Source organism: Pseudomonas sp. BN411, from assembly GCF_029871235.1.
GTDB lineage: Bacteria > Pseudomonadota > Gammaproteobacteria > Pseudomonadales > Pseudomonadaceae > Metapseudomonas.
The window spans coordinates 1-23,912 of sequence record NZ_SSOM01000044.1; the positions used below are offsets into that span (position 1 = coordinate 1).

At 63.4% G+C, this 23,912-nt stretch carries 20 protein-coding genes and 3 pseudogenes; 15 read left to right on the plus strand and 8 right to left on the minus strand.

Features of this window, described 5'->3' with window-relative positions:
• Positions 1 to 374 (plus strand): annotated as a pseudogene (locus E8F06_RS05745) (lipoate--protein ligase family protein); the annotation flags it as partial.
• A gap of 240 nt (positions 375 to 614) precedes the next feature.
• Here E8F06_RS05745 and E8F06_RS05750 read toward each other — a convergent pair.
• Positions 615 to 792, minus strand: a pseudogene (locus E8F06_RS05750) (IS5/IS1182 family transposase); the annotation flags it as partial.
• 446 nt (positions 793 to 1,238) lie between these two features.
• Here E8F06_RS05750 and E8F06_RS05755 point away from each other — a divergent pair.
• The gene (locus E8F06_RS05755) at positions 1,239 to 2,147 is read left to right on the plus strand and encodes a LysR substrate-binding domain-containing protein (protein ID WP_280365080.1); all 909 of its coding nucleotides are present in this window, start codon (positions 1,239 to 1,241) and stop codon (positions 2,145 to 2,147) included.
• Positions 2,148 to 2,308: 161 nt separating this feature from the next.
• Here E8F06_RS05755 and E8F06_RS05760 read toward each other — a convergent pair whose 3' ends face one another.
• Complete coding sequence (locus E8F06_RS05760) at positions 2,309 to 4,015, minus strand: BCCT family transporter (RefSeq protein WP_280365084.1); 1,707 nt, start codon at positions 4,013 to 4,015, stop codon at positions 2,309 to 2,311.
• 407 nt (positions 4,016 to 4,422) lie between these two features.
• Here E8F06_RS05760 and E8F06_RS05765 point away from each other — a divergent pair, with 407 nt between their 5' ends.
• From E8F06_RS05765 to E8F06_RS05795, 7 genes and pseudogenes are all read left to right on the plus strand, one after another.
• Complete coding sequence (locus tag E8F06_RS05765; RefSeq protein ID WP_280349390.1) at positions 4,423 to 5,610, plus strand: aromatic ring-hydroxylating dioxygenase subunit alpha; 1,188 nt, start codon at positions 4,423 to 4,425, stop codon at positions 5,608 to 5,610.
• A gap of 10 nt (positions 5,611 to 5,620) precedes the next feature.
• Complete coding sequence (locus E8F06_RS05770; protein WP_280365087.1) at positions 5,621 to 7,066, plus strand: aldehyde dehydrogenase family protein; 1,446 nt, start codon at positions 5,621 to 5,623, stop codon at positions 7,064 to 7,066.
• A gap of 13 nt (positions 7,067 to 7,079) precedes the next feature.
• Positions 7,080 to 7,241, plus strand: a pseudogene (locus E8F06_RS05775) (rubredoxin); the annotation flags it as partial.
• On the plus strand, positions 7,230 to 8,465 hold the full coding sequence (locus E8F06_RS05780; protein WP_280365147.1) for an FAD-dependent oxidoreductase: 1,236 nt from the start codon (positions 7,230 to 7,232) through the stop codon (positions 8,463 to 8,465). The pseudogene E8F06_RS05775 and the gene E8F06_RS05780, both read left to right, overlap by 12 nt.
• Positions 8,466 to 8,475: 10 nt before the next feature.
• Entirely contained in the window at positions 8,476 to 9,804 is a 1,329-nt protein-coding gene (locus E8F06_RS05785; protein ID WP_280365090.1) for an FAD-dependent oxidoreductase, read from the plus strand.
• Entirely contained in the window at positions 9,801 to 10,172 is a 372-nt protein-coding gene (locus E8F06_RS05790) for an ethanolamine utilization protein EutQ (protein ID WP_280365092.1), read from the plus strand. The genes E8F06_RS05785 and E8F06_RS05790 overlap by 4 nt, the downstream gene beginning before the upstream one ends.
• Positions 10,173 to 10,193: 21 nt before the next feature.
• The gene (locus E8F06_RS05795) at positions 10,194 to 11,369 is read left to right on the plus strand and encodes an MFS transporter (protein ID WP_280365094.1); all 1,176 of its coding nucleotides are present in this window, start codon (positions 10,194 to 10,196) and stop codon (positions 11,367 to 11,369) included.
• 155 nt (positions 11,370 to 11,524) lie between these two features.
• Here E8F06_RS05795 and E8F06_RS05800 read toward each other — a convergent pair whose 3' ends face one another.
• The gene (locus E8F06_RS05800) at positions 11,525 to 12,496 is read right to left on the minus strand and encodes a LysR substrate-binding domain-containing protein (RefSeq protein WP_280365095.1); all 972 of its coding nucleotides are present in this window, start codon (positions 12,494 to 12,496) and stop codon (positions 11,525 to 11,527) included.
• 136 nt (positions 12,497 to 12,632) lie between these two features.
• Between E8F06_RS05800 and E8F06_RS05805 the strand changes: the two genes are divergently transcribed.
• The 3 genes from E8F06_RS05805 (at position 12,633) to E8F06_RS05815 (ending at position 14,209) form a co-directional block, all read left to right on the plus strand.
• Positions 12,633 to 13,064: a nuclear transport factor 2 family protein gene (locus E8F06_RS05805; RefSeq protein ID WP_280365097.1), complete on the plus strand. Its 432-nt coding sequence runs from the start codon at positions 12,633 to 12,635 to the stop codon at positions 13,062 to 13,064.
• Positions 13,065 to 13,154: 90 nt separating this feature from the next.
• The gene (locus E8F06_RS05810) at positions 13,155 to 13,838 is read left to right on the plus strand and encodes a type 1 glutamine amidotransferase domain-containing protein (RefSeq protein WP_280365100.1); all 684 of its coding nucleotides are present in this window, start codon (positions 13,155 to 13,157) and stop codon (positions 13,836 to 13,838) included.
• A gap of 74 nt (positions 13,839 to 13,912) precedes the next feature.
• A complete protein-coding gene (locus tag E8F06_RS05815; RefSeq protein WP_280349398.1) occupies positions 13,913 to 14,209 on the plus strand; it encodes a putative quinol monooxygenase in 297 nt (98 codons plus the stop codon).
• A gap of 41 nt (positions 14,210 to 14,250) precedes the next feature.
• On the opposite strand, the gene E8F06_RS05820 is transcribed toward E8F06_RS05815, so the two are convergent.
• From E8F06_RS05820 to prpR, 5 genes are all read right to left on the minus strand, one after another.
• Positions 14,251 to 15,513: an OprD family porin gene (locus E8F06_RS05820; RefSeq protein ID WP_280365102.1), complete on the minus strand. Its 1,263-nt coding sequence runs from the start codon at positions 15,511 to 15,513 to the stop codon at positions 14,251 to 14,253.
• A 124-nt stretch (positions 15,514 to 15,637) separates the two neighbouring features.
• Positions 15,638 to 17,284 (minus strand): cation acetate symporter, encoded by a 1,647-nt coding sequence (locus E8F06_RS05825; RefSeq protein WP_280365104.1) that lies wholly within the window; start codon positions 17,282 to 17,284, stop codon positions 15,638 to 15,640.
• Positions 17,281 to 17,610: a DUF485 domain-containing protein gene (locus E8F06_RS05830; RefSeq protein WP_280365106.1), complete on the minus strand. Its 330-nt coding sequence runs from the start codon at positions 17,608 to 17,610 to the stop codon at positions 17,281 to 17,283. The genes E8F06_RS05825 and E8F06_RS05830 overlap by 4 nt, the downstream gene beginning before the upstream one ends.
• Positions 17,611 to 17,694: 84 nt before the next feature.
• Positions 17,695 to 19,305 carry a long-chain fatty acid--CoA ligase gene (locus E8F06_RS05835; protein WP_280365107.1) on the minus strand — a complete coding sequence of 537 codons (1,611 nt, stop codon included), beginning with the start codon at positions 19,303 to 19,305 and terminating at the stop codon, positions 17,695 to 17,697.
• 277 nt (positions 19,306 to 19,582) lie between these two features.
• A complete protein-coding gene (gene prpR / locus E8F06_RS05840) occupies positions 19,583 to 21,556 on the minus strand; it encodes a propionate catabolism operon regulatory protein PrpR (protein ID WP_280365109.1) in 1,974 nt (657 codons plus the stop codon).
• A 205-nt stretch (positions 21,557 to 21,761) separates the two neighbouring features.
• On the opposite strand from prpR, the gene E8F06_RS05845 reads away from it, so the two are divergent.
• The 3 genes from E8F06_RS05845 to E8F06_RS05855 are packed head-to-tail and all read left to right on the plus strand — an operon-like array spanning position 21,762 to position 23,897.
• Complete coding sequence (locus E8F06_RS05845; RefSeq protein ID WP_280365111.1) at positions 21,762 to 22,820, plus strand: phosphotransferase family protein; 1,059 nt, start codon at positions 21,762 to 21,764, stop codon at positions 22,818 to 22,820.
• The gene (locus E8F06_RS05850) at positions 22,817 to 23,194 is read left to right on the plus strand and encodes a DUF6285 domain-containing protein (protein ID WP_280365113.1); all 378 of its coding nucleotides are present in this window, start codon (positions 22,817 to 22,819) and stop codon (positions 23,192 to 23,194) included. The genes E8F06_RS05845 and E8F06_RS05850 overlap by 4 nt, the downstream gene beginning before the upstream one ends.
• Positions 23,184 to 23,897 (plus strand): histidine phosphatase family protein, encoded by a 714-nt coding sequence (locus tag E8F06_RS05855; protein ID WP_280365116.1) that lies wholly within the window; start codon positions 23,184 to 23,186, stop codon positions 23,895 to 23,897. The genes E8F06_RS05850 and E8F06_RS05855 overlap by 11 nt, the downstream gene beginning before the upstream one ends.
• The last annotated feature ends 15 nt before the right edge of the window (positions 23,898 to 23,912 follow it).

A 23,912-nucleotide genomic window follows, 5' to 3' on the forward strand; every position in this document is an offset into this window, starting at 1 on the left:
TGGGGCTGCTACCTGGTCTCGGGGAGGTTCCCGGCGCGTTCTGTGACGGTCGGTTCAACGTGACCCTGGGGCGCCGCAAGCTGGTGGGAACCGCGCAACGTTGGCGGCGGCGTGCAGCAGATAATCGCCTGGTGGTGCTGGTTCATGGCGCAATCCTGTTCGAGGACCAGCGAGAGGCCATGGTCGATGTGGTCAATCGCTTCTACCAGAGCTGCGGTCTGGAGCAACGATGTCGAGCTGCCAGCCACGTGTCTCTGGATGAGTGGTTGGCTCCGGTGTGGCAAGAAGCGAAAAGCCTCGCTGACTGGTTTGAAGCTCCTTGGGAGGCTTGGTCACCCAACAAGGGGGCTGGCAATCAGATAGCCTTCTGTTGATCCGTCGCCTGGTTTCCAAGCAAAGCACGATCCTCTGAAGACGTTCCTGTCGTAGTGGGCGCAAGGAAGCGCCTGCTATGGGCCCCGGCCATAAACGGCGCCGGTAGCGGACATCAGGCTGCTGGGCTGTTTCCTTGGTCCCCAGAGCCATCTGGGCGCGTGGTGCATCGAACTTCGTCGTGCCACTAATTTGGACCGCCGCGCGATGCAGCGCCGCCGATGGGGGATCGCTGTCATCAGCACCCTTTTGAACCTGTAGGCGAGCACATGTAGCTTCATTTCGGTGCTCGCCGGATCTAGCGCTCTGGTGAGGGAGTGTTGCGCGCATCCAGGCCTGCAATTTACCGAATGGATGCTCCACTGTCTGGCGGCGTATCCGCACTATGTCCGAGGCCCTATCCAGGCGTTGCTGCATTGCGCTAGAAACGGAAACGGTGGCGTGCACCAAGTTTCTTCTTCGCCGAAAACATCCTGAGCGGCAGCTTATGGCCGATTCTGTTGAAAAAGTCGGTGTCGCCCAGGCTCGCTCGCGCGAAGCCTAAAAAACGCACGATTGACGTGTCGCTACGCGAAATCTGGGGCATTGCAGTGCCGGAATTGGCTCAGATTTCAACGTAAGGCGCCTACTTTCTCGGGGAAAAATCGAAGTGGGACTTTTTCAACAGAATCGGTCGGAAGAGGACCTTCGCAAGTGCCTGCGGCCGATCTTGTGGCTGAGATCCGACGCGTGGCCGTCTGCACCTCGTGCAGACACGGGTACGCATAAAAAATGGAAGTAACTCGGTGTCGCTTTGCACCGTAACTGGCTTCAGACCACTAAGATGATGCGACTCGACAAAATAAGAATGAGTGGTCGTAAACGCCGTGAGAATCCAGCCTCTTCCACCTCTGAACAGCCTGCTCGCCTTTGAATCCGCTGCCCGTCATTTGAGTTTCACCCATGCCGCCAAGGAACTGAACGTCACCCAGGGGGCGATCAGTCGCCAGATCCGCTTGCTGGAGGATTATCTCGGCAAGACGCTGTTCGAGAGGACCACCCGAAGCATCGCGTTGACGCCGACAGGTACCCAGTACCACGAGACGGTACGTGACTGCCTGCTTCACCTGGCCCGCTCCACAGGTGAAATCCGGCAATGGCGAGGGGACCAGCAAGTGACGGTGGCCACCAGCACGGCCATGGCATCGCTCTGGCTCTTGCCCAAGGTTGCGGAGTTTCAAAGTCAGCACGAGGAGATCGACCTGCGCATCATCGCGCTCGATCATGTGAAGGACTACGCCCGGCTAGATTGCGATCTGGCGCTCTACTACTGCAGCACGCCGCCCAAGGACATGGAGGTCACGCCGCTTTTCTCGGAAGAGATCTATCTGGTCTGCAGCCCGGCCTACCTGGCGAAGAACCCCCGGCTCTCATCCATCGAAGGGCTGTCTTCCTGCACCTGGCTATGGCTTGAGGACTCGCAGCGCGACTGGATCGGCTGGCCTGAGTGGTTCAAGCGCCTGGGGCATGAGCCGGTCATTCCGAAGCATCGGGTCAATATCAACAGCTACAGCATGCTGATCCAGTCAGCCGCTAGCGGCCAGGGTGTGGCGCTCGCCTGGAACCGGCTGGTGGATGAACCGTTGAGCACCGGCGCGCTGGTACGGCCGAACGATCTGGTGCTGCAGACAGACGCCAAGTTCTGCTTGCTGGAGCCGCTCAATACCCGTGGGCCACGACACAGCGTGAAGCTGTTCCGCGACTGGCTCATGGGGCTCCCCTCGGTGCAGGGATGAAGAGACGGTCGCTGCTGGCGGTGCGCGGATCGGCTTTGCGGATGCCGGAACGACCAGGGCCGTCAGCTTGTGGCTGACGGCCCTGGTGCTGTCAGGTGGCTAGTGGCGCTTGCGGTTGATTGCGTACAGCCAACCGTAGCGGCGCCACAGGTTTGCCAATGTCAGCTGGCTCTTCGTGCGGTCAATGAAGTGGCCGCTACAGCCCCGCCCAGTACCGGTCCGCGAAGTTGCGAGACACCCTCCTGGGAATGTTCCTGAACCGGTAGACGGCCACCCGGGGGTAGGTCGTGTTGGCCGTTGAACGACTCCTGGCGCAGGCTGCGAACCAGGGTGTAGCTCATTACCATCATCAGGATTGCGATTGGCAGGCCGACCACGATGCTCGCCATCTGGATGGCCTTGAGCCCGCCCGCCAGGAGCAGTCCGGCGGCAACGGCGCCTTCGAGAATGCACCAGAGCAGCCTGATCCAGTTGGGCGGGTTGGTGCTTCCCAGCGCGTTCAGGGTGCAGAGCACCTGAGTGCCCGCATCGGCGGTGGTGACGAAGTGCACGGCCAGGAGCAGGCACACGAGTATGGAGAGCGCGCCACCGACCACCGGGCCGTCCAGCTTCTCCAGCAAGGTGAACATGGCCGCCGTCGCTTCCTTCTTGGTCGCCAGGAGCACGGAGCCCCCTTCGAACTTCGTCTGTTCCTGCACGAGCTCAGTGCTTGCGGCCGATTTCTCGTACTGCTGGCGCTCGGTTTGTTCCTGCTTGAGTGCCGCTCCGCCGAAGACCGACATCCAGAGAATCGTCACCAGCGTGGGCACTACCAGGGCGCCGACGATGAGCTCCCGAATGGTGCGTCCTTTGGAAATCCGCGCGATGAACAGGCCCACGAACGGCCCCCAGGTCATCCACCACGGCCAGTAGAAGGCGGTCCACCAGTTCTGCCATTCGGTGTCTTTCTGGGTATCCATCCAGAGGCTCAGACCGACCAGGTTCTGCACATAGTCCCCGGTGGATTCGAACATGAGATTGAGGATGTAACGGGTCGGTCCGAGGGCGAGGACGATCAGCATCAGTACGAAGGAGATGTACATGTTGAGCGTTGAAATCCGCTTCATCCCTTTCGACAGGCCCGCGAGGAGGGAGACGGAGGCGATGATGGTGACCCCCAGGATGATGGACAGCTGGAGCACGGTGCTGATGGGCAAGCCGAACACCAGGTGAAGCCCGGTATTGATTTGCGCCACACCCAGGCCGAGGGACTGGGACACGCCGAACGCCGTGATGGCGACGCCCATGATGTCCACGACATGGCCGATCCAGCCGTAGATGCGGTCGCCGATGAGGGGATACAGCAGGGAGCGCAGCGCCAGGGGCAAACCCTTGCGATAGGCGAAGTAGGCCAGGCTCAGGCCGATCAGGGAGAAGATCGCCCAGGGGTGCAGGCCCCAATGGAACAGGGTTATCCGCATGGCCATGCTCGCGGCTTCATCTGTCAGCCCCTTGGAAAAGGGGTTGTCGGCGTAGTGCAGCATTGGCTCGGCGACGGACCAGAAGATCAGGCCGATGCCCATCCCGGCGCTGAAGAGCATGGCGATCCAGGAACCGAAGCTGAACTCTGGTTCGTCGTCGTGGGCACCGAGTTTCAAGGTTCCGAAACGGCTGATGGAGATCCAGATCAGGAGGCCGAGGGCACCGCTCACCAGTGCCAGGTAATACCACTTGAAGTTGTTCAGGATGAAGGTTGACGCCGATTCGAAGGCTTCGGCCGCTTGCTCGTCCATGAGCGCGCAGAACAGTACGAATAGCACCACGGTTGCTATCGAGATCAGGGTTACGGTCGGGTTTAGGCCTTTGAGAGGGCCGGACTCTGCACGCATGTTTGTCCCCTTTTATTTTTGTTCAAGGGTTTGAGGGCTTTGCTCGTTGAAGCGGGGTTTGCCACCGGCTTTTGCCTGTGGCCACCGCTCCAGCGCAGGGCGTTCTCGAATCATTCGAGATCCGAGAAGTGGCATCAAAATGGGGGAAGCCTTTCACGCGGACAACTCATTTCTCCTCATCAACTTATTACCAGTAATCATTAATAGGATTGCCCGCTATGACTGCTTACAAGCCACTGAATATGTGGGCTTTGTTTGATATTGAGGTTTTCTAATTAGTGAGCAAAAGTAATTAATCAGCCAAAAAATATCGTTTGTCGACTGCTCCGTCTCTTGCCGAAACTCGCCGCCATGCAGCAGGCCCATCGGCTGCGCATTTCCTTCCGTGCTAGCAAGAGAGAACAACAATGACTTCGACTGCTCCCTGCCTTATTCCGACCCATGCCCTGGAAACCGTCCTGGCTCCCATCCATCAGGCGCACGGCCTGACCAACGAGTTCTACACCGAGCAGCGCTACTTCGAACTGGAGCGGGACCATGTGCTCGGCCGCAACTGGGCCTGCATTGGTTTTGCCAGCGACCTGCCGAAGAACAGCTATGTGAAGCCGGTGGACTTCATGGGCCTGCCGCTGCTGATGATGCGCAACCGAGAAGGTGTGGTTCAGGTCTTCCACAACGTCTGCAGCCATCGCGGCGTGAAGTTGGTGCAACAGGCGGGCGAAGTGCAGGGCGTGATCCGCTGCCCCTACCACTCCTGGACCTATGACCTGAACGGTGGCCTGAAAGGCACGCCGCACGTCGGCGGGATCAACCAGCACAAGGACGAACGCTTCGCCTGCGAGAAACACGGCCTGAAGGCCCTGCGCAGCGCGATCTGGATGGACATGGTGTTCATCAACCTGTCCGCCGATGCGCCGGACCTGGAAGAGCAGCTCGCGCCGCTGACCGAGCGCTGGACCCAGTTCCTCGGCACCGACGGCATGGGCCTGCTGCGTCGCGAGGCCAACAGCGGTGCCATGAGCATCGAGGTCAACTGCAACTGGAAGCTGGCGGTGGAGAACTACTGCGAGGCCTACCACCTGCCGTGGGTACACCCGAGCCTGAACAGCTACTCGCGCCTGGAAGACCACTACAACATCATGTTCGACCAGTTCGCCGGCCAGGGCAGCCACGCCTACAACCTGTCCGATGTCGCCGGCACCCACCTGCCGATCTTCCCCTCCTGGCCGACCGACCGCCTGCGCACGGCGGAGTACGTCGCCTTCTTCCCCAACGTCCTGCTGGGCATCCAGGCGGATCACGCCTTCGCCATGATGCTGGAGCCGATCGCGCCCGGTAAGACCGTCGAGCACCTGCGTCTCTTCTATGTCGGCGACGAGGCCCTCGACAGCCGCTTCGACATGGCGCGCAAAGCCGTCATGGAGTCCTGGCGCGTGGTCTTCGCCGAGGACATCGCCTCGGTAGAGGGCATGCAGATGGGCCGCAGCTCTCCCGGTTACAACGGCGGTGCGTTCTCGCCCGAGATGGATCTGCCGACCCACTACTTCCACAAGTGGGCCGCCCGCCAGTTGCTCGACAACGCCCACAGCGCCTGAGGAAATCGCCATGCATTCGATCGCATCGCACTGGCTGAACTTCATCGACGGCCAGTGGACCGACAGTGAGCAACACCTCGGCGTCCACAACCCCGGCACCACCGAAGCGGTCGCCACCATCGCCCAGGCCACAGTGGCCGACGCGGAGCGCGCCATCCAGGCGGCGCGCCGCTGCGCCGACAGCGGCGAGCTGACCCGGCCGCGCCCGGCGCAACGGGTCGCCTGGCTGCTGAGCGTCGCGGCGCAGATTCGCGCCGTGACGGAGGAGGGCGCCTGGGTGCTGTGCCAGGAGAACGGCAAGAGCCTGCGTGATGCCCGCGACGAATTCGTCGAGGCCGCGCGCTACTTCGAGTACTACGCCGGCATGGCCGACAAGATCGAGGGGACGTCCATTCCCCTCGGCAATGGCTACATGGACTTCACCGTCTATGACCCCATGGGGGTGTCGCTGCAGATCGTGCCGTGGAACTTCCCCGTGTCCATCTGCGCCCGCTCCCTGGCGCCGGCGCTCGCCGCCGGCAACGCGGTGGTGATCAAGTCGCCGGAGCTTTCCCCGCTGGGCTTGTGCGTCCTGCTGAAGGCCATCGAACGTGCCGGGTTGCCGCGCGGCGCGGTGAACCTGATCTGCGGCCGCGGCCGCGAAGTCGGCGCCTATCTGGCGGGGCATCGCGAGGTCGACCAGATCGTCTTCACCGGCTCCGTCGGCACCGGCCAGAGTATCCTGCGTGCCGCTGCCGAACACGCCATCCCCAGTGTCATGGAGCTGGGCGGCAAGTCCGCTGCGCTGGTGTTCCCCGATGCCGATCGCGAGCAACTGCTCGCCAGTGTCCGCAATGGCATCTTCTTCAATGCCGGTCAGGTCTGCTCGGCCATGTCCCGCCTGCTGGTGCATCGCTCGGTCTACGACGAGGTGGTGGCTGATGTGGCAGCGATGGCGGAGGGTTTGAAAGCCGGCCTCGGCCAGGACGATCCGGACCTGACTCCGGTGATTTCCGCCGGCCAGCTCGACGGTATCCAGGCCCTGTGCCGGCGCGCCCAGGAAGAAGGTGCGGTGGTCGCCACCGGCGGCGAGGCGCTCAGCGGCCTTGGCGGGCACTTCATGGCGCCGACGGTGTTCCGCGATGTCCGCCCGGACATGGAGATCGCCCAGGCCGAGGTCTTCGGGCCGGTCCTCGCGGTGATTCCATTCGATACCGAGGAGGAGGCCATCGCCATCGCCAACGGCACCGAGTTCGGACTGGTGGCTGGGGTCTTCACCCAGGATCTCAATCGTGCCTTGCGTTGCGCTCGGCGCCTGCGGGCCGGCCAGGTATTCGTCAACGAATGGTACGCCGGCGGCATCGAAACGCCGTTTGGCGGGGTGGGGCTGTCCGGCTTCGGTCGGGAGAAGGGCCAGGAGGCGCTCTACAGCTACGTCCGCACCAAGAACCTGGCACTGCGGATCAAGGGCGAGTGAGGAGGTTGCGGCGATGAAGAAATGGCTCTGCATCATCTGTGGCCTGATCTATGACGAGGCCCTTGGTTGGCCGGACGACGGCATTGCCGCGGGCACGCGCTGGGAAGATGTGCCGGAAGACTGGCTGTGCCCGGACTGCAAGGTCGGCAAGTCCGATTTCGAGATGATCGAGATCAGCGAGCCGGTCACCGCCGTCGCCGCTCCGCCGGCCGCGGCCAAGCAACCGCTGGCGGCCGTCGTGCCTGCCGGGCCGGTGGTCATCATCGGCAGCGGCCATGCCGGTTACGGCCTGGCCCAGGAGCTGCGCAGGGCCAACCCGCAGCTGGATATCCGTGTGCTGACCCAGGAGTCCGGGCATACCTACTCCAAGCCGGCGCTGTCCATTGCCCTGGCGCAGGGTCGCAGTGCGGCGGCCCTGGCGACGGAGAGCCCGATGACCCTGGAGCGGCGCCTGGGCATCCGCATCTACACCCATTGCAGGGTCGAGCGAATCGATACCGAGGCCAGGCGCCTGTACACCAGCCTGGGTGAAATGGACTACGGCCAACTGGTCCTGGCCAGCGGTGCCTCACCCGTGCGGTTGCCCATCGAGGGTTGCGCCGATGCACTGCTGAGCGTCAACAACCTGCAGGACTACCAGGCATTCCGTGAGCGCCTGGAGGGCGTGCGCCGGGTGGCGATCCTCGGCGATGGCCTGATCGGCTGCGAGTTCGCCAACGACCTGGCGAGCAGTGGCTACCAGGTGCGGGTGATAGGCCTCGGCGCCTGGCCGATGGAGCGCCTGCTACCGGAAGCGGCAGGCCAGCAGTTGCAACAGGCACTGTCCGGCCTCGGGGTGCGGTGGAACCTGCGCACGACCTTGCAGCGCATCGAGCAGGGGGCCGACGGTTACCGTCTGACCCTGGCCGACGGTGAGGTCGTCGAGGCGGACCTGGTGCTCTCCGCCGTCGGCCTGCGGCCGAATCTGCAACTGGCTGCGGACGCCGGTTTGCACTGTGGGCGCGGCATCAAGGTGGATGCCTCGTTGCAGACCTCCAGGCCCGGCATCTACGCCCTGGGCGACTGCATTGAGGTCGATGGGCAGTTGCTGCCTTATCTCGCGCCGATCAACGAGGGTATCCGCGCATTGGCCCGGACCCTGGTGGGCCAGCCGACGGCCGTCAGCTACCCGCTCATGCCGGTGACGGTGAAGACCCCGGCGGCACCGCTCTGCCTGCTGCCGCCACCGGTCAATTGCGAGGGCCAATGGCGCTGCGATGCGACCGGCGATGGGCTGAGCGCGGCCTTCCATGACGCCTCCGGTGCCATGCGTGGCTTTGTCCTTCTCGGACGCCAGGCACAACAGAAACGCAATGCCTGGCTGCAGAGCTGCCAGGACATCCCACAGAACGTGGCTTGAGAGCCGAACCATGAACAGTATCGTTAATCTGCCTCACGATGATCGCACTTGTGGCTGGTATGCCGCCCTGCCCGAACCGCTTCCCTGCAAACGCCTGAGCGGCGTGCAGAACGCCGACCATGTGGTGATCGGCGCGGGCTTCGCCGGCCTGGCCGCCGCGCGCAGACTGGCCGAGCACCTGCCGCAGTCGCGCATCCTGCTAGTGGATGCCCAGCGCATCGGCTACGGCGCCTCGGGCCGCAACTCGGGCTTTGTCATCGACCTGCCGCACAAGTTCGCGCTGGAACATCCAGAGCCGCGACACAAGCAACGTCTGCTCGGGCTCAACCGTGCCGCCATCGACCAACTGCAGACGCTGATCGACCGCCATGGCATCGACTGCCAGTGGTCCCATGCCGGCAAGTACCAGGGCGCCGTGGGCGAGCGCGGACTCGCCTATCTCGATCATTTCGAGAAGCTGATGGCCGACCTCGGCGAGCCCTACCGTCTGGTGGAGCGCGACGAGTTGGCCGGCGTGCTGGGAAGCCACTACTACAGCCGCGCCATCTTCACTCCCGGCTGCTACCTGATGCAGCCGGCCGCCCTGGTGCGCGGGCTCGGCGCGTCCTTGCCGGAGAATGTCGAGGTGCTCGAAGAGTCGCCCATCCAGCGCCTGGAAAAGCAAGCTGGCGGGCACTGGGTACTCCATGGCAAGGATGGGTCGATCCGTACTCCGAGCGTGCTGCTGGGCACCAGTATCTTCACCCAGGAGTTCGGCTACCTCCGCAACCGCCTGCTGCCGGTCATGACGTTCGCCAGCTGGACGCGCCCGCTGACCGATGAGGAAGTGCGCGCCATCGGCATCCAGGCCGATTGGGGCCTGACGCCGGCCGACCATGCCGGCACCACGGTGCGGATGACCCAGGATCGTCGCCTGATCATCCGCAACACCTACAAGCACGTGCCGCGTTACGGGAACAGCGTCGGCGAAGGAACCCGCGCGAAGATCCGCGACGATCATCGCAAGGCCTTCCTCGCACGCTATCCGCAGCTCGCCGGCGTGCCGTTCACCCACACCTGGGGCGGGGCCTACGCCATCTCGCGGAACTTCACCAACTTCTTCGGCCAACTGGACGATGGGGTATTCGCCACGGCTTGCGACAACGGCGTCGGCGCCGCCTGGGGCACCATTTCCGGAAGGCTGCTGGCCGACCGGGTGGTAGGTGCGGAGTCCTCGCTGCTCAGCGACATCCAGGCCGTGACCGGCATACCTTCGCTCAACCCGCCGGAGCCTTTCCTCGGAATGGGGGTGCGTACGCGTATCCGCTGGGCGGCCTGGAACAGCAGGAGCGAGCTATGACCATGGCTCCGAGTGGAAGAGGGCCGGTGCTGCTGGTGGATCACCGGAGCCTGGAATTCACCCATCGTGGCGGACCGCCGGGCGGCGCGGCGGTCGCCCGTGCCGTCAGCAATGAGGTGTCTCCCAACCTGGCTATCGGCTTCGCACGGTGGGAGGGCGCCGAAGTCGCATGGACGCTGCTGTACGACGAGGTGATCTTCGTCATCGAAGGTTGTTTCGAGCTGAGGGCCAATGGCGAGCTGTATCGGGTGGAACCGGGGCAACTGCTGTGGATCCCCGAAGGGACCGATCTCGTCTACGGAGGCCATGCGTTATTCGGCTACGTCGTTCATCCGGGCGACTGGAAGCAGCGCCATGGGCTCGCCTGACAACTGACTTGGGGACACAACTTGTTCGCGCTCACCAAGGTATTCGGACCGATCTATACCGCGACCCTGCTGATGCAGCTGGGCTCAAGTCTGCTGATGACTTACCTGGCACTGCGCCTGGATACCGCGGGGGCCGCGGAGTTCTGGGGTGGCGGTCTCATGGCCGCCAATGCACTGGGGATGGTGGTGGGGGGGCGAGTCGGATACTGGCTGATCGGCCGTGTCTCCCACATCCGCGCATTCGTGGCCGCTGCCGGAGTGATAGTGACTGCGGTGCTCGGCCATCAGTTCAGCGACTGGCTGCCGCTCTGGCTAGCGTTGAGATTCATTGTGGGCGTGGCAATGATGTGCCAGATGATGGTCATCGAAAGCTGGCTCAACGACTGCGCACCGTCGGATCGCCGTGGCGGCGCCCTGTCGTTGTACATGGTGGCGAGCTACGTCGGCATGATGCTCGGGCAACTGCTCCTTGGCCTCGGCCATGGGCTGGGTGCATTGGTCCTGTCCGGCGTGGCCATCGCCTTTGCCATTGGAATTGTGCCCATGGCGCTGCACCGTGGCGCGGAGCCGAGCGCCATCAGCCAAGTGCGCGTGCAGCCGATGCTCTACATTCGCAGACTGCCCCAGGCCCTGGGCACCGTGTTTGTCTCGGGGCTGTTGAATGGCTGCTTCTACGGATTGACACCAATCTTCGCGGCGCAGCTGGGATTCTCGCCCGAGGAGGTCGGTCAGTTCATGGCGCTGAGCATCGCCGCGGGGCTCATCGCGCAACTTCCCCTTGGCATGCTTTCGGACCGTTATTCCCGTGTCGCACTGATTCGCCTGATCTCTATCTTGCTCTGCGTTGCCTACTTACCATTGGCCGTTATCGACGCACCGGGCGCGAGATGGGCGATGTTGGCCGGCGCAATCATCGGCTTCTTGCAGTTCTGCTTGTATCCACTGGGTGTCTCGCATGCGAACGACAACCTGGAAGCCGAACTCCGGGTGGCCGTAGCCGGGGTGCTGCTGATGGCTTTCGGCATCGGTGCCGCCGTCGGGCCGCTGGTTGCAGGCACGCTCATGGAGCGATCCGGGCCTCAGGCGCTCTACCTGTTCAGCATCGGCGTGACGGCGCTGCTGACCCTGCTGATCAGAACGAGACGGGAGAACTGCGCTTCGACCGCCGGGCCAGGTCGGACGAGCATCACAAGCTGACCGGCGCTGTTCATTCGACTTTTCTGGTGAGTCGACCAGAGCGGAGCTCGTCCGCATGTCCGCTAAAGGCCGAAAGCGGACTACTACGTACGGTTCTGAGTGCGTCTACCGGAAAGAGGCTTCTGGCCCGATTCGCCCGCCAAGTTCATCGCCCACTAGAGCCGAGAGTTAGTTAAAAAGCAGGCGTCCTCATCCCCACGCAGTACATATCCTTCGTAGAGATTTTCGAAGTCGAGAGCCTCAAAGCTGTTTCCCAGGAAGTTGAGCAGGGTCCTGACGGAATGGGGCATCCCGCGGCGCGTGGGGAAGAGGGCATGGACAATGCCACCCTTCGGTCTCCAATCGTCCAGTACCGGCTGCAGTACCCCATTGCGGATGTCTTTGAACACCACCAGCTTGGGTAGTTGAACAATGCCGCCGCCCTCCAGGGCGACGCGGCGCAAGGTGATCATGTCGTCAGTGACCAGGCGTGGCATATGACGCACGGTCGCCTGGATGCCGCCACGGTCCTCCATGTTCCACTCGTACTGGGGCGCGCTCGGTCCCATGCCCAAGCTCGGGAAGCGAGCCAGGTCTGCGAGGCTGCGAGCGGGGCCTACACGCTCGATCAAGCCAGGACTGGCGACCAGTTCCTGCGGGCTTGCCGAAAGACGTTTCATGGTGAGCCCGCTGTCCTCGAAAGGCGGGAAGCCGACCCGCAGCACGACATCGAACCCTTCGCGCAACGGATCGACCTGGCGATTTGTGCTCTCCAGATGCACCTCTACTTCCGGATAACGGTCCATGAAGCGTGCCAGCATGCCGGCCACCAGGAAATTGAGCAGGGCGGTGGGGCAGGCAATGCGTACCAGTCCGCGCGGCGCTGCCTGGTCGTTGTCGATCACGGCCTGTGCCGCCTGTGCTCCCTCCAGCATCGTCAAGCAGTGTTGGTAGTAGGCCGTGCCGAGATCGGTCACTGAGAACTGACGCGTGGAGCGGTTGATCAGACGCACTCCGAGACGCTCTTCCAGTGCCGCGAGATGACGGCTCAGCTTCGACTTGGTTACGCCCAACGCGCGGCTGGCGGCACCGATCCCCTGATGATCGACGACTTGGATGAAGTAATAGAGTTCATTCAGGTCATACATCGCGTGGTGTTCCATTTTTGAAATAGTGATTTCTGATCCGGCGTCTACCGAGCAATCGGACCGGCGACTAAGGTGGCAACTCACCGGTGCGGCCGCCCGGTTTCCTCGAACCGAACAAGCAGTGGGGTCTGGAAAAGTGAAGTCTGCATTGGAGGTCGCACAACTTTTTTTTGCCAGTTATCGGGCCCATGACCTGACGGAGATGTTGGCTTGCTTTGCCCCAGAGGGGCGGATCGACTATCTCCCAATCGCGCTGGAGGGCTTCGCAGAAGAGGCCGGGTGCGCCATCTGGTCGGCCTTGATCGAAGTGTTTCCCGATCTTTCCAATGAGATCACTGCAGCCTATCCCTGTGCTGACGGCCGTACCGCGATCCTCGAAGTGACCATCAGCGGCACACAGTCCCGTGATGCCTTTGGTATCCGCAACAAGGGGCGCCAATTCCATTTGCCCCACGTTTTCATTGTTCGGATCGACGATCACCAGCGGATCAGCCAGATGAAGGCTTACTGGGACAATGCCGCATGGTTCGCCGCCCTTGGTCGAACCAGCTTGGTCGAGGCTCCCTGAAGCCGAACCGATCCGTACCGCTTCCTGACGGATGGGCCTCTCTGAACGAGGCCGGGCCTGTCCTTCCACAACGCAGCAATGAGGTGTGACATGAGCAAGAAGATGCTGGTGGTGCTGACCAGTTTCCCCAAATACCCAAACCTCGCACGGGCCACAGGCCTTTGGCTGGGTGAGGCCGTTCACTTCGTGAAGAAGGTCGAGGCAGCCGGCTACCAGGTCGACTACGTCAGCCCGAAGGGCGGTTACACGCCTATCGATCCCCACAGCCTGGCAATGGCTGAGGCGGTTGACTGGGAGTGGTACCAGGACAAGGACTTCATGAATCGCCTGGGCTCTACCATGAAGCCAAGCGAGGTCAACCCCGATGACTACGCGGTGATCTACTACGCCGGCGGTCACGGGGTGGTCTGGGACTTCCCTGACAATGAAGAACTGCAGGCGCTGAGCCGTCGCATCTACGAGAACGGCGGCATCGTCTCCTCGGTATGTCACGGCGCGGTCGGGCTTTTGAACATTGAGCTTTCCGATGGCTCGCTGCTGATCAAGGGCAAGGAAGTCACGGGTTTCTCCAATGCCGAAGAGAAGCTCGCGGAGCTGGACAAGTACGTTCCCTACCTGACGGAAGACGAAATGGTGAAACGCGGGGCGATCTACAAGAAGGCCGCCGAACCCTGGCTGCCGTTCGCCGTGGCTGATCAACGGGTCATCACTGGTCAGAACCCTGCGTCTGGCGCACCGGTCGCGGAGCTGGTCCTGAAGGCACTCGCCGGCTGATAGAGGCCCTTGCAAACGCCCCCGCGCCGCCACGCACGGCCGGGGGCGTTCGCTTTTTCCGGAGAAAATTTCCAATGTCTTTTCCGCTGTATGTGATGGCGTACTTCAGGGTCAGGCCCGAGGCCGTCAGCGAGATGCTGGAGCTGCTGCGCGAACTCAGCACGCTTACGCGTGGAGAGCCAGGTTGCCTCGAATATGCCTACTACCAGTCCACGGAAGATGCTCTGGAGTTCTGCTCGTTCGAGGTCTGGAAAACAGCAGGCGACGAGGCCGCCCACTGGCAGACGGAGCACCTGCTGCAAGCCTTGAAGAAGGCTGAGCCGCTGCTGCAGTCTGTGCCGCACATCATTCGCTCGACCCGCGTCACCTGACTTCCCCGCGCGGGCGGGAATGACCCGCCCGCGCCCTGGGGTTACCAGACTGGCAGTGTGTAGCTGAGGATCAGACGGTTATCGTCCAGATCGTTACCGAAGTGGCGAGTGCGTACTGTGGCGTTGCGCCATTTCACGCCGAGGTTCTTCAGCGCTCCGCTCTGGAACACATAGGCGATATCCGTATTGCGCTCCCATTCCTTGCCATTCGCTTTGCCAGCGCCCAACTCGATACCGTCGCCCGTGATGTAACGGGTCATGAAGGTCAGTCCTGGTATCCCCATGGCGGCGAAGTCGTAGTCGTAGCGCAGCTGCCAGGAACGCTCGTCACGGTTGGCGAAGTCGCCGAACTGGACGTAGTTGAACAGGAATGGGTCGCTACCGGCGATGTACGCATAGCCCGTGTCTCCCGCCATGCGCTGGTAGGCGACGCCGAGAGAATGGGCGGCGAAGCGGTAGGTCAGCATGGCGCCATAGGCGTCGTTGTCGACATTGCTGCTGCCGGCATCGTTGGCTCTGGCCGCGCGCAATTCGGTACGCAGCGATTGTTGCGGCGAGAGCGCAAGGCTGTGAGTGAGGTTGAGGATGTGCTGACGGTAGAGGTCTTCCAGCTCGCCGTAGTGGTAAGCAGTCGCCAACTGGCTGTTCCACTGGTAGGTGAGGCCGGCAAAGTTGAAGGCGTCGCTCGTCTTGCTGCTCTTCACGCCAATGCCCCCGGCGCTGCCATTGCTGACCGTCATGTCCTCGTAGTCGGAGGAATTGCGCTGGTTGACCTGGGTGAGCCGTCCGGCGTCCAGGGTCAGATCGTCGATTTCCTGCGAGCTCAGGTGGCCGCCGCGAAAGGTCTGGGGCAATAGGCGGCCGTCGTTGTAGGCAACCGATGGCAGGCGCGGCTGAAGGGTTCCCAGCTTCAGCAATGTGCGTGAGACCTTGAGCTTGGCGGTAAGTCCCAGCTCGGCGTATTCGTCCTGGGCGCGGCGGGTTTCCCGGTCTTGCTTTAGCAGTTGGGTGCCACTGCGTTGCGCACCCGAGTCGAGCTTCACACCGAGCAATCCCAGCGCGTCGACGCCCACGCCGATGCGGCCCTCGCTGAAGCCCGACTCGTAGCGCAGCAGGAAGCCTTGGGCCCACTCTTCGGCCTTGGCCTGAGTAGCGCCGCTCTGGCGGAAGTCACGGTTCATGTAGAAGTTGCGTAGTTCCAGACTGGCCTTGCTGTCCTTGGCGAAGTCCGCCAGGGATATGCTGGGCAAGCCGAAGGCGCCACCGGCCAGAAGCAGGCCGGCGGTGAAGGTGTTGCGATGCATGGTGAGTCCTCTGTTTCTTGTTGTTGGGGTAGGGCGGGAATAAAAAGGACGCGGTCCAAAGGAGCCAGGACCGCGCCACGCTCAACAGTCGGCGACGCGAGAGCGGTGCCGGTGGTGGGGGCTGTCAGTGCGCGGTCGCCCCCGCCATGCCGAGGCCTGTCTCGGCGCGCACGGCCTGGTCGGCGAAGCCCTGGCGGTCCCGCGCGGCCTGCGCGCTGCGGTCGAACCTGGACACCAGCACGATGACCAGGAAGGCCAATGGCATGGAGAACAGCGCAGGGTGGTCATAGGGGAAGATCGCCTTGTCGTGGCCGAGCACCGTGACCCAGACGGTGGGCGAGAGGATCACCAGCGCCAGAGCGCTGACCAGCCCCGTGAGTCCGCCCCAGATTGCGCCGCGGGTGGTCAGGCCCTGCCAATACATGGCCATGATTAGCACCGGGAAGTTGGCTGACGCGGCGATGCCGAAGGTGAGGCCGACCAGGAAGGCGATGTTCACCTGCTCGAAAAGAATACCGAGTGTGATCGCCAGCAGGCCGAGGCCGAGCACGGCCAGGCGCGAGACCCGCATTTCCTGTGCTTCGCTGGCCTGGCCACGCTTGATCACGGTGACGTAGAGGTCGTGGGAGATGGCCGAGGCGCCGGCCAGGGTGAGCCCGGCGACCACCGCGAGAATGGTGGCGAAGGCTACGGCGGAGAGAAATCCGAGGAACAGGTTGCCGCCCACCGCCTTGGCCAGGTGCATCGCCACCATGTTGCTGCCGCCAACCAGGGCGCCGCCCAGCTTGCCGTCGACGAAGTACTGCGGGTCGGTGCCGACGATGACGATGGCGGCGAAGCCGAGCACGCAGACCACCAGGAAGAAGAATCCGATGAAGCCCGAGGCGTAGAACACCGATTTGCGTGCCTCGCGGGCGTTGGGCACGGTGAAGAAGCGCATCAGGATATGCGGCAGGCCGGCCAGGCCGAATACCAGGCCCAGCGCCATGGACGCCACGTTCACCGGGTTGGACAGCATGCTGCCGGGGCCCATCAGGTTCCAGCCGCTGGCGTGGCTTTCCACGGCACGGCGTGCCAGGGTTTCCAGGCTGAAATCGAACTGCGCCAAGGCCATCAGCATCAGGGTGGTGCCGCCGACCAGCAATAGGATGGCCTTGGTGATTTGTACCCAGGTGGTGGCGAGCATGCCGCCGAACACCACGTAGACCAGCATGAGCAGGCCAACCAGCACCACTGCGACGCTGTAGTCCAGGCCGAACAGCAACTTGATCAACTGGCCGGCGCCAACCATTTGCAGCAGCAGATAGCAACTCACCACCGTCAGCGAGCCGCAGGCCGCGAGGATGCGGATGCGGCGCTGGTCGAGGCGGAAAGAGACGATGTCGGCGAAGGTGTACTTGCCGAGGTTACGCAGGCGCTCGGCCATCAGGAAGGTCAGCACCGGCCAGCCGATGAAGAAGCCGGTGACGTAGATGACCCCGTCATAGCCCTTGGCGAAGATCAGGCTCGACAGCCCCAAGAGGGTGGACGCGGACATGTAGTCGCCAGCGATGGCCAGGCCATTCTGCAAGCCGGTGATGCCGCCGCCGGCGGTGTAGAAGTCGTGGGTGGATTGGGTCCGCCGTGCCGCCCACCAGGTGATCAGCAGGGTGATGCCAACGAACAGGAGAAAGATGCCGATGGCGTGCAGGTTCGGACCCGGCTGGCCGATTTCACCGGCCTGCGCGAACAGGGGCAGTGCGGCCAGGCCGCCGATTGAGGTGCGTTTCATGCCTGGCTCTCCTCGATGATGCTGTTGCCGAGACGGTCGAAGTGGGTGTTCGCGCGGTGCACGTACCAGCCGGTCAGCAGCCAGGTCGCCAGGATCAGCAGGGCGCCCAGCGGAATGCCGAGACTGAGATGGCTGCCGGCGTAGAGCGGGAGGTGCAGGAGGTCCGGTCGTATGGCGGCCACCCCCATGAACAGGAAGTAACTCGCCAGTACCAGCAGCGTGAGCCACCAACTGGTACGCGAGCGGGCTCGGGTGAGGGCGATGTACCTCGGGTCCTGCCGGATGCGGCGATAGTGTTCGGCGTGGTCTTCGGGTGTGCTGGACATGGTGCCTCCGCTTGTTTTTGTTGTAGGGCTGCCCGTCGACCCGTCTGGGAGGACGGGCCGTGAGGAGGGGAATTGAGGTGTCGATCAGCGCCAGGCGTAGTCGCTGAACAGCTCGCGCAAAGTTTTCTTGCTGACTTTGCCGGTGGCCGTGTGGGGCAGTTCATCCAGCCGTTCGCTGGCGTCGGGCAGCCACCATTTCGGCACCTTGCCCTCCAGGAAACGGATCAACTCCTCGTGGCTCGGCGCGGCGTCTGCCTGGCGCGGCACCACCACCAGCAATGGGCGTTCGCTCCAGCGTGGATGGGCGACGCCGATCACAGCCGCTTCGGCCACTTGCGGATGGGCCATCACGGCGTTTTCGATTTCCACGGAGCAGATCCATTCGCCGCCGGACTTGATGACGTCCTTGATGCGGTCGGTGATCTGCATGTAGCCGCGCGGGTCGATGGTGGCGACGTCACCGGTGTCGAACCATTCTTCGGAACCCTCTTGACCGAAGTAACCGCTGCGCACCCAGGGCCCGCGTACTTGCAGCGCGCCGGAAGCCTGGCCGTCATGGGGCTGGAGTTTCCCGGTCTCGTCGACCAGGCGCATTTCCACGCCGAACAGTGCCCGCCCGGACTTGAGCAATTGCGGGCCGCGTGCGCTGTCATCCAGCTCGGCATACCAGGGTTGATAGCGGTTGTAGCTACCCATGGGGCTCATCTCGGTCATGCCCCAGCCGTTCTCCAGGGCGATGTTGTGCTGGGCCATGGCTTCGATCAGTGCCAGGGGGCAGGCGGCGCCGCCGCTGACGGCGCGTTTCAGTGTGGGCACGGCGATGCCGTGGGTGGCCAGGTACTGGCTGATATTGGCCCAGAGGGTCGGTACGGCCAGGGAGAAGGTGACGCCTTCATCGTTGATCAGATTTACCATCGCCGCCGCGTCACTCACCTTGGGACCGGGCAGGACCAGCTTGGCGCCTACCATGGCGGCGTTGTACGGCATGCCCCAGGCGTTGACGTGGAACATCGGCACGAGCGGCATCACCACGTCCAGGGCGCGCAGGCCAACATTGTCGGCCATGTTCTGCGCCATGCCGTGGAGCACGGTGCTGCGGTGGCTGGTGAGTACGCCTTTTGGGTTGCCGGTGGTGCCCGAGGTGTAGCAAAGGCCGCTGGCCTGTCGCTCATCGAGTTCCGGCCAGGCATAGCTGTCCGCCGCCTGCGCCAGCAGCGTTTCGTAGCTGAGCAGGTTGGGCAGGCTGTTGGCGGGTAGTTCGTCCTCTGCACAGAGGGCAATAAAGCGCCGTACCGAGGGGAGTTCATGCTGAAGCGTTTCCACCAGGGGAATGAACTGCGGGTCGATGAACAGCAGATCGTCTGCGGCGTGGTGGATGATGTAGCGGATCTGCTCCGGGAACAGCTTGGGGTTGATGGTGTGACACACGCGCCCGGAGCAGGGCACGGCGTAATGCAGTTCGAAGTGGCGATGGTCGTTCCACGCCAGGGTGCCAACCCGCGCACCCGGAGGGCAATCCAGGGCATCAAGGACGTTGGCCAGGCGGGCCACTCGTGCAAATGCCTCGGCATAGCGATAGCGATGCACACTGCCATCGGCAAACAGTGAAACGATTTCAGTATCGGCCGCAACCTGGAGTGCATGCCGCATGATTGCGGTGATTCCCAGGTTGAAATTCATCATCAGGCCTTGCACGGGCAACCTCCTGCCTTGTTCTTGTTTGGGCATAGAGGCTGGGTCCGGTCGGTCACAGCCTCTCAATCGGGTCAGAGCAAGGGCTGTGCCAGACGCTTTCAGTGATGGGTATGTAGGGATTTAAGCCTTTTATTTCAATGAGATAGTGAGGCGATGAGCTGCTGGTCCGCCTTGTGGAACCTCGTCAGTTCACGTCTTGCTATTTCAGTTCTGTAATGATTTTTCAGGGTTGAAATCTTGGTCGCGGCGACCGGCAGCGTGTGCAAAACGGGTGGGGCTAGGCTGAACGCCCCGCGCGCAGGCGTCGCCAAAGGGTGGTACGACTGATGCCCAGTTGTCGCGCCGCTTCATCGAGGTCGCCGTCGCAGGCATCCACTACACGACGCACATGGGCGATTTCGCTGGCTTTGGCGACGCTGCGCAGTGCTTGGTCCGATGTATCCGGGCGTTCCGCTGCAGCTACCTGGGCGCCGGGCTCAAACAGCTCGGGAAAAAGGGCGCGCAGGCCAGCCGGGTTGCCCTGATCGTTGTCATCGAGGGTCTGCGCGGACAGCGCTGCTCGCTCCACCAGGTTTTCCAGTTCGCGAATGTTGCCGGGCCAGCGGTGCGCCTGGAGGCGCGGCATGAGTCGATCCAGCAGTGCCTGGCCAGCGTTGGCGGCCGCCATCGGAAGCGCGAGCCGATCGAGGATGGCGCCGGCCAGCAGGCGGATATCCTCGGTGCGTTCGCGCAGGGGCGGTACGACCAGGCGGAGTATGTTCAGGCGGTAGTAGAGGTCCTCGCGGAAGCGGCCATCGGCAATCCGTCCGCGCAGGTCGCAATGGGTCGCGGCGACCACGCGTATGTCCACCGGGGTCGGCTCCGAGGCGCCCAGACGCAACACTTCACGCTCCTGCAGCACACGCAGGAGCCGGGTCTGCAGGGTCACGGGCATGTCACCAATCTCGTCGAGGAACAGGGTGCCGGTATGCGCCGCTTCGATCAGGCCTGACTTGCCGCCCTTGCGCGAACCGGTAAAGGCGCCTTCCTCGTAGCCGAAAAGTTCGCTTTCCAGCAGCGCTTCTGGGAACGCCGCGCAGTTGATCGCCACGAACGGCCCCGCCTGGCGCTGGCCGGCGTTGTGCAGGCTCTGCGCGAGCAGCTCCTTGCCGGTGCCGCTTTCACCGGTGATCAGTACGGTGGAGTCCGTGTCGGCATAGCGCCGAGCCAGTTCTAGCAGGGCACGAAAATCGGCGGCCTGCCCGAGGAGCTGGTCGAAGTGGTAGCGCGCGGTGAACTGACGGGGGCGCGCCTGACTGCGGATACGGCGGTCGGCGCGCTGGATGGCGTTCGTCTCCTGGCAGGAGATCACCACACCGTCGGGTTTGCCATGCTCGATGACCGGGGTGACATTGGCGACCAGGGTTCGGGTACCAACGCGGACCAGCCGGTTCTCCTCGCTTTCGCCCTGGTTCAGGCTGCTGCTGATGTCGAGTTCCGGCATCAGCTCGGCGAGAGGACGCTGCCTTGCCCAGTCGACGGAAATGCCGAGCAATTGCGCCATACGCGGATTGATCGATTGCACGATGCCATCGGCGTCAACGGCGATCACGCCATCGCTGAGGTTGCGCAGCACCGCGCTCAGGCGCTGCTGCTGGATCAGCGCCTGGGTACGGCTGCGGCAGATCGCCAGCGCTTCGTCCAGCGTCCGGCGCACCGCGTCGGCATTTAACGCCAGCACACCCTGGGCGCCGGCCGCTTCGGCCACTTCCACTGCTGTGGAAGAGCCCACGATCACCCGATAGCCCTCATCCACCAGTTCGCGAATGCGCTGACGTGCCTCGTCGAAGCTGGTGTAAGTCGCCTGACGGAGGTCGACGGTGAACAGCGAGGCCATGGCGTCCAGTTCAGGGTGAGCCTGCTGGAAGCTGACGATGCCCACCTTGGTGGCCCGCGCCCTGGCCATGTCCAGGGCGCGGATGAGGTCGTACTCGCCCATGCGGATGGACAGGATGGTGGTGCCGATATGGCGCCGCAGGTAATCAGCGGTGGCCCCGGAGCAGATGATCAGGTCAACGTCCTCGCGGCTTTCCAGCTCCTTGCCGGTGCGTCGCAGTTCGGTGACCGTCGTCTCGACGATTTCCACCTGGGCGCGTTGGTGATAATCGGGCACCACCTGCTGGACGATCCGAGCCATTCGGCTGGCGCCTTCGGGGGCACGGAGGTGGGTGATGAGGGCGACGACTCGGGGCAGGTACTGCGCATCTGGCATGGTCGGGTCCGCTGGTGTTCTGGCTTTTCTAGCCTGAAACAAAGGATTCAGATCTGCAATGAGCAAGGGGGCTGATAAGTCGGGACAGGCTTCAAAGCGCACCCTAAGGCGTTGTTATTAAAGGAGTTGTAAGGGTTTATAGAGAACTGGAATAGCTCTTGCTGTCTCTCGCTCGTAAGTCATCACCCGTGAGCAAGAGCTGCCGATGTATAGCATTCCCTCCCCAGGATCCGGCCCGTACCGGATCGACATTCCAGACGCCCTGGCGCCGCTGGCTGAATTTCTCGCTCAGCAGGTCGGCTGTGAGCGTGTCCAGATCGAAAGCTGCGAACGCCTGTCGGGCGGTGCCATCCAGGAAAACTGGCTACTGAAGGCCAGGTTGTCCTCGGGCTCCTGGCAAGCCGAGCGGCGCTGGGTTCTGCGCACCGATGCGCCGTCCTCGGTGGCGGTCAGCATGGACCGGGCCCAGGAGTTCGCCGTGTTGCAGGCAGTGCACCAGGCAGGTGTGAAGGCGCCGGAACCGCTCTGGCTGTGCCGTGATACGCAGGTGATCGGGCGCGATTTCTTCGTCATGCAGGCGCTCGGCGGTACGGCCAGCGGCCATCGCCTCACCACCGATCCGGCCCTTGAGCCAACCCGCGCAGCGCTTTGTGGCGAACTGGGCGAAAGCCTGGCGCTGCTGCACCGGATCACGCCTGAACATCCGGCGCTCGACTTCCTGCCGGCCGCCGCTGCCGACCCGGTACAGGCGAGCATCGACCAGTACCGGAGCTACCTCGACGCACTGCCGGGCAGTCACCCGGTCATCGAGTGGGGGTTGCGCTGGTGCGAACTGCACCGCCCCGCGCCGGTCCCCGCGCGGCTGATTCACCGGGATTACCGCACCGGCAATTACATGGTGGACCGGGGACGGCTGGCGGGTGTGCTCGATTGGGAGTTCACCGGCTGGGGCGACCCCCGCGAGGACATCGGCTGGTTCACTGCACGTTGCTGGCGGTTCGCCCGCCCGGACCGACTGGCCGGCGGAGTAGGGGAGCTGAATGACTTCCTCGATGGCTACGCAGCGGTGTCCGGCTATCGTCCCGGCGCTGAGGAGCTGCGCTTCTGGCAACTGATGGCCCACCTGCGCTGGGCGGTGGTGGCGTTGCAGCAGGCGCAGCGCCACCTGACCGGGCAGCAGACGTCTCTGGAGCTGGCGCTGACCGGCCGTATGGTGCCGGAGCTGGAGCACGAAATCCTCATCCTCAGTGGAGCCACGTCATGAGCGCGCCGAACGCAACCGAACTCTTGGCCACCGCCCGCAGCCTGCTCCTTGGGGAGCTGCTTCCTGCGCTGCCCGCGAACCTTGCCTATGACTGCCGGATGATCGCCAGCGCCATGGCCATCGCCGCACGTGAGATCGAGCGGGGTGATAGCGCTGCTGACCTCGAATGCGAAGCCCTGGCGCAGGTACTGGAACCGCGCGGATTGGCAGGGCTGACTCGGGACGACGCAATGGCGTTGCTAGCGCAGTTCATTCGCCAGGGCATCTTCGATCAGCCCGGAGGCGAACAGGCGCGCTTGTTGGATGCGCTTGCGGCCATCACCCGGGCACGCCTCGGCATCAGCAATCCCAAGGTGCTCAACGATGCACGCTGAGTCCGACATCCGGCGGCGCCGTTGCTACCTGGTCAGGCACGGGCACGTCGACTACTTCGACGCACTGGGGCGGCCACTGGACCCGCGTACCGTGGCGCTTTCGCGCACGGGCACGCAGCAGGCGTGGGCGCTTGGGCAGGTCTTGCAGGATGTTCCGATCGACCGGGTGCTGTGCTCCGACTATCCGCGCGCCAGGCAGACGCTCGACTTGCTGTTGCAGGGGAATCAAGTCCCGGTGGAGTCCATGCCCGAGCTTCGTGAGATTCGCGCGGGACGCCTGCGCGAGATTCCGGCCGAAGCGCTTCGGGAGCAGGTGGTTGGCGCATACCGTGCAGCGGGTGTCGCCGGGGCGCGCTTCCTCGGCGGTGAGCGTTGGGATGACTTCCAGCGCCGCGTGCTCAGTCTCTTCTTCGAATTGCTGCAGGACCCGGCCTGGGACAGCGCCCTGATCGTCAGCCATGACGCTGTCAATCGCATCCTGCTGGGCTGGGCGGCGGGCCTGGGGCTCGCCGGTATCGCCGCCTTCGAGCAGGACACCGCCTGCCTAAACGTGCTCGACATCGATATGCGTGGCGACCAGGTCCTTGGCTCCCTCATTCGCACGCTCAATTTCACCCCCTACGACCCACACAAGGCCAGTATCCACGGCACCGTGCTGGAAAACCTCTTCCTGGCCATCGAACCGGCCGGGCTGAGGGCTTGAACCTTTTCACCACAG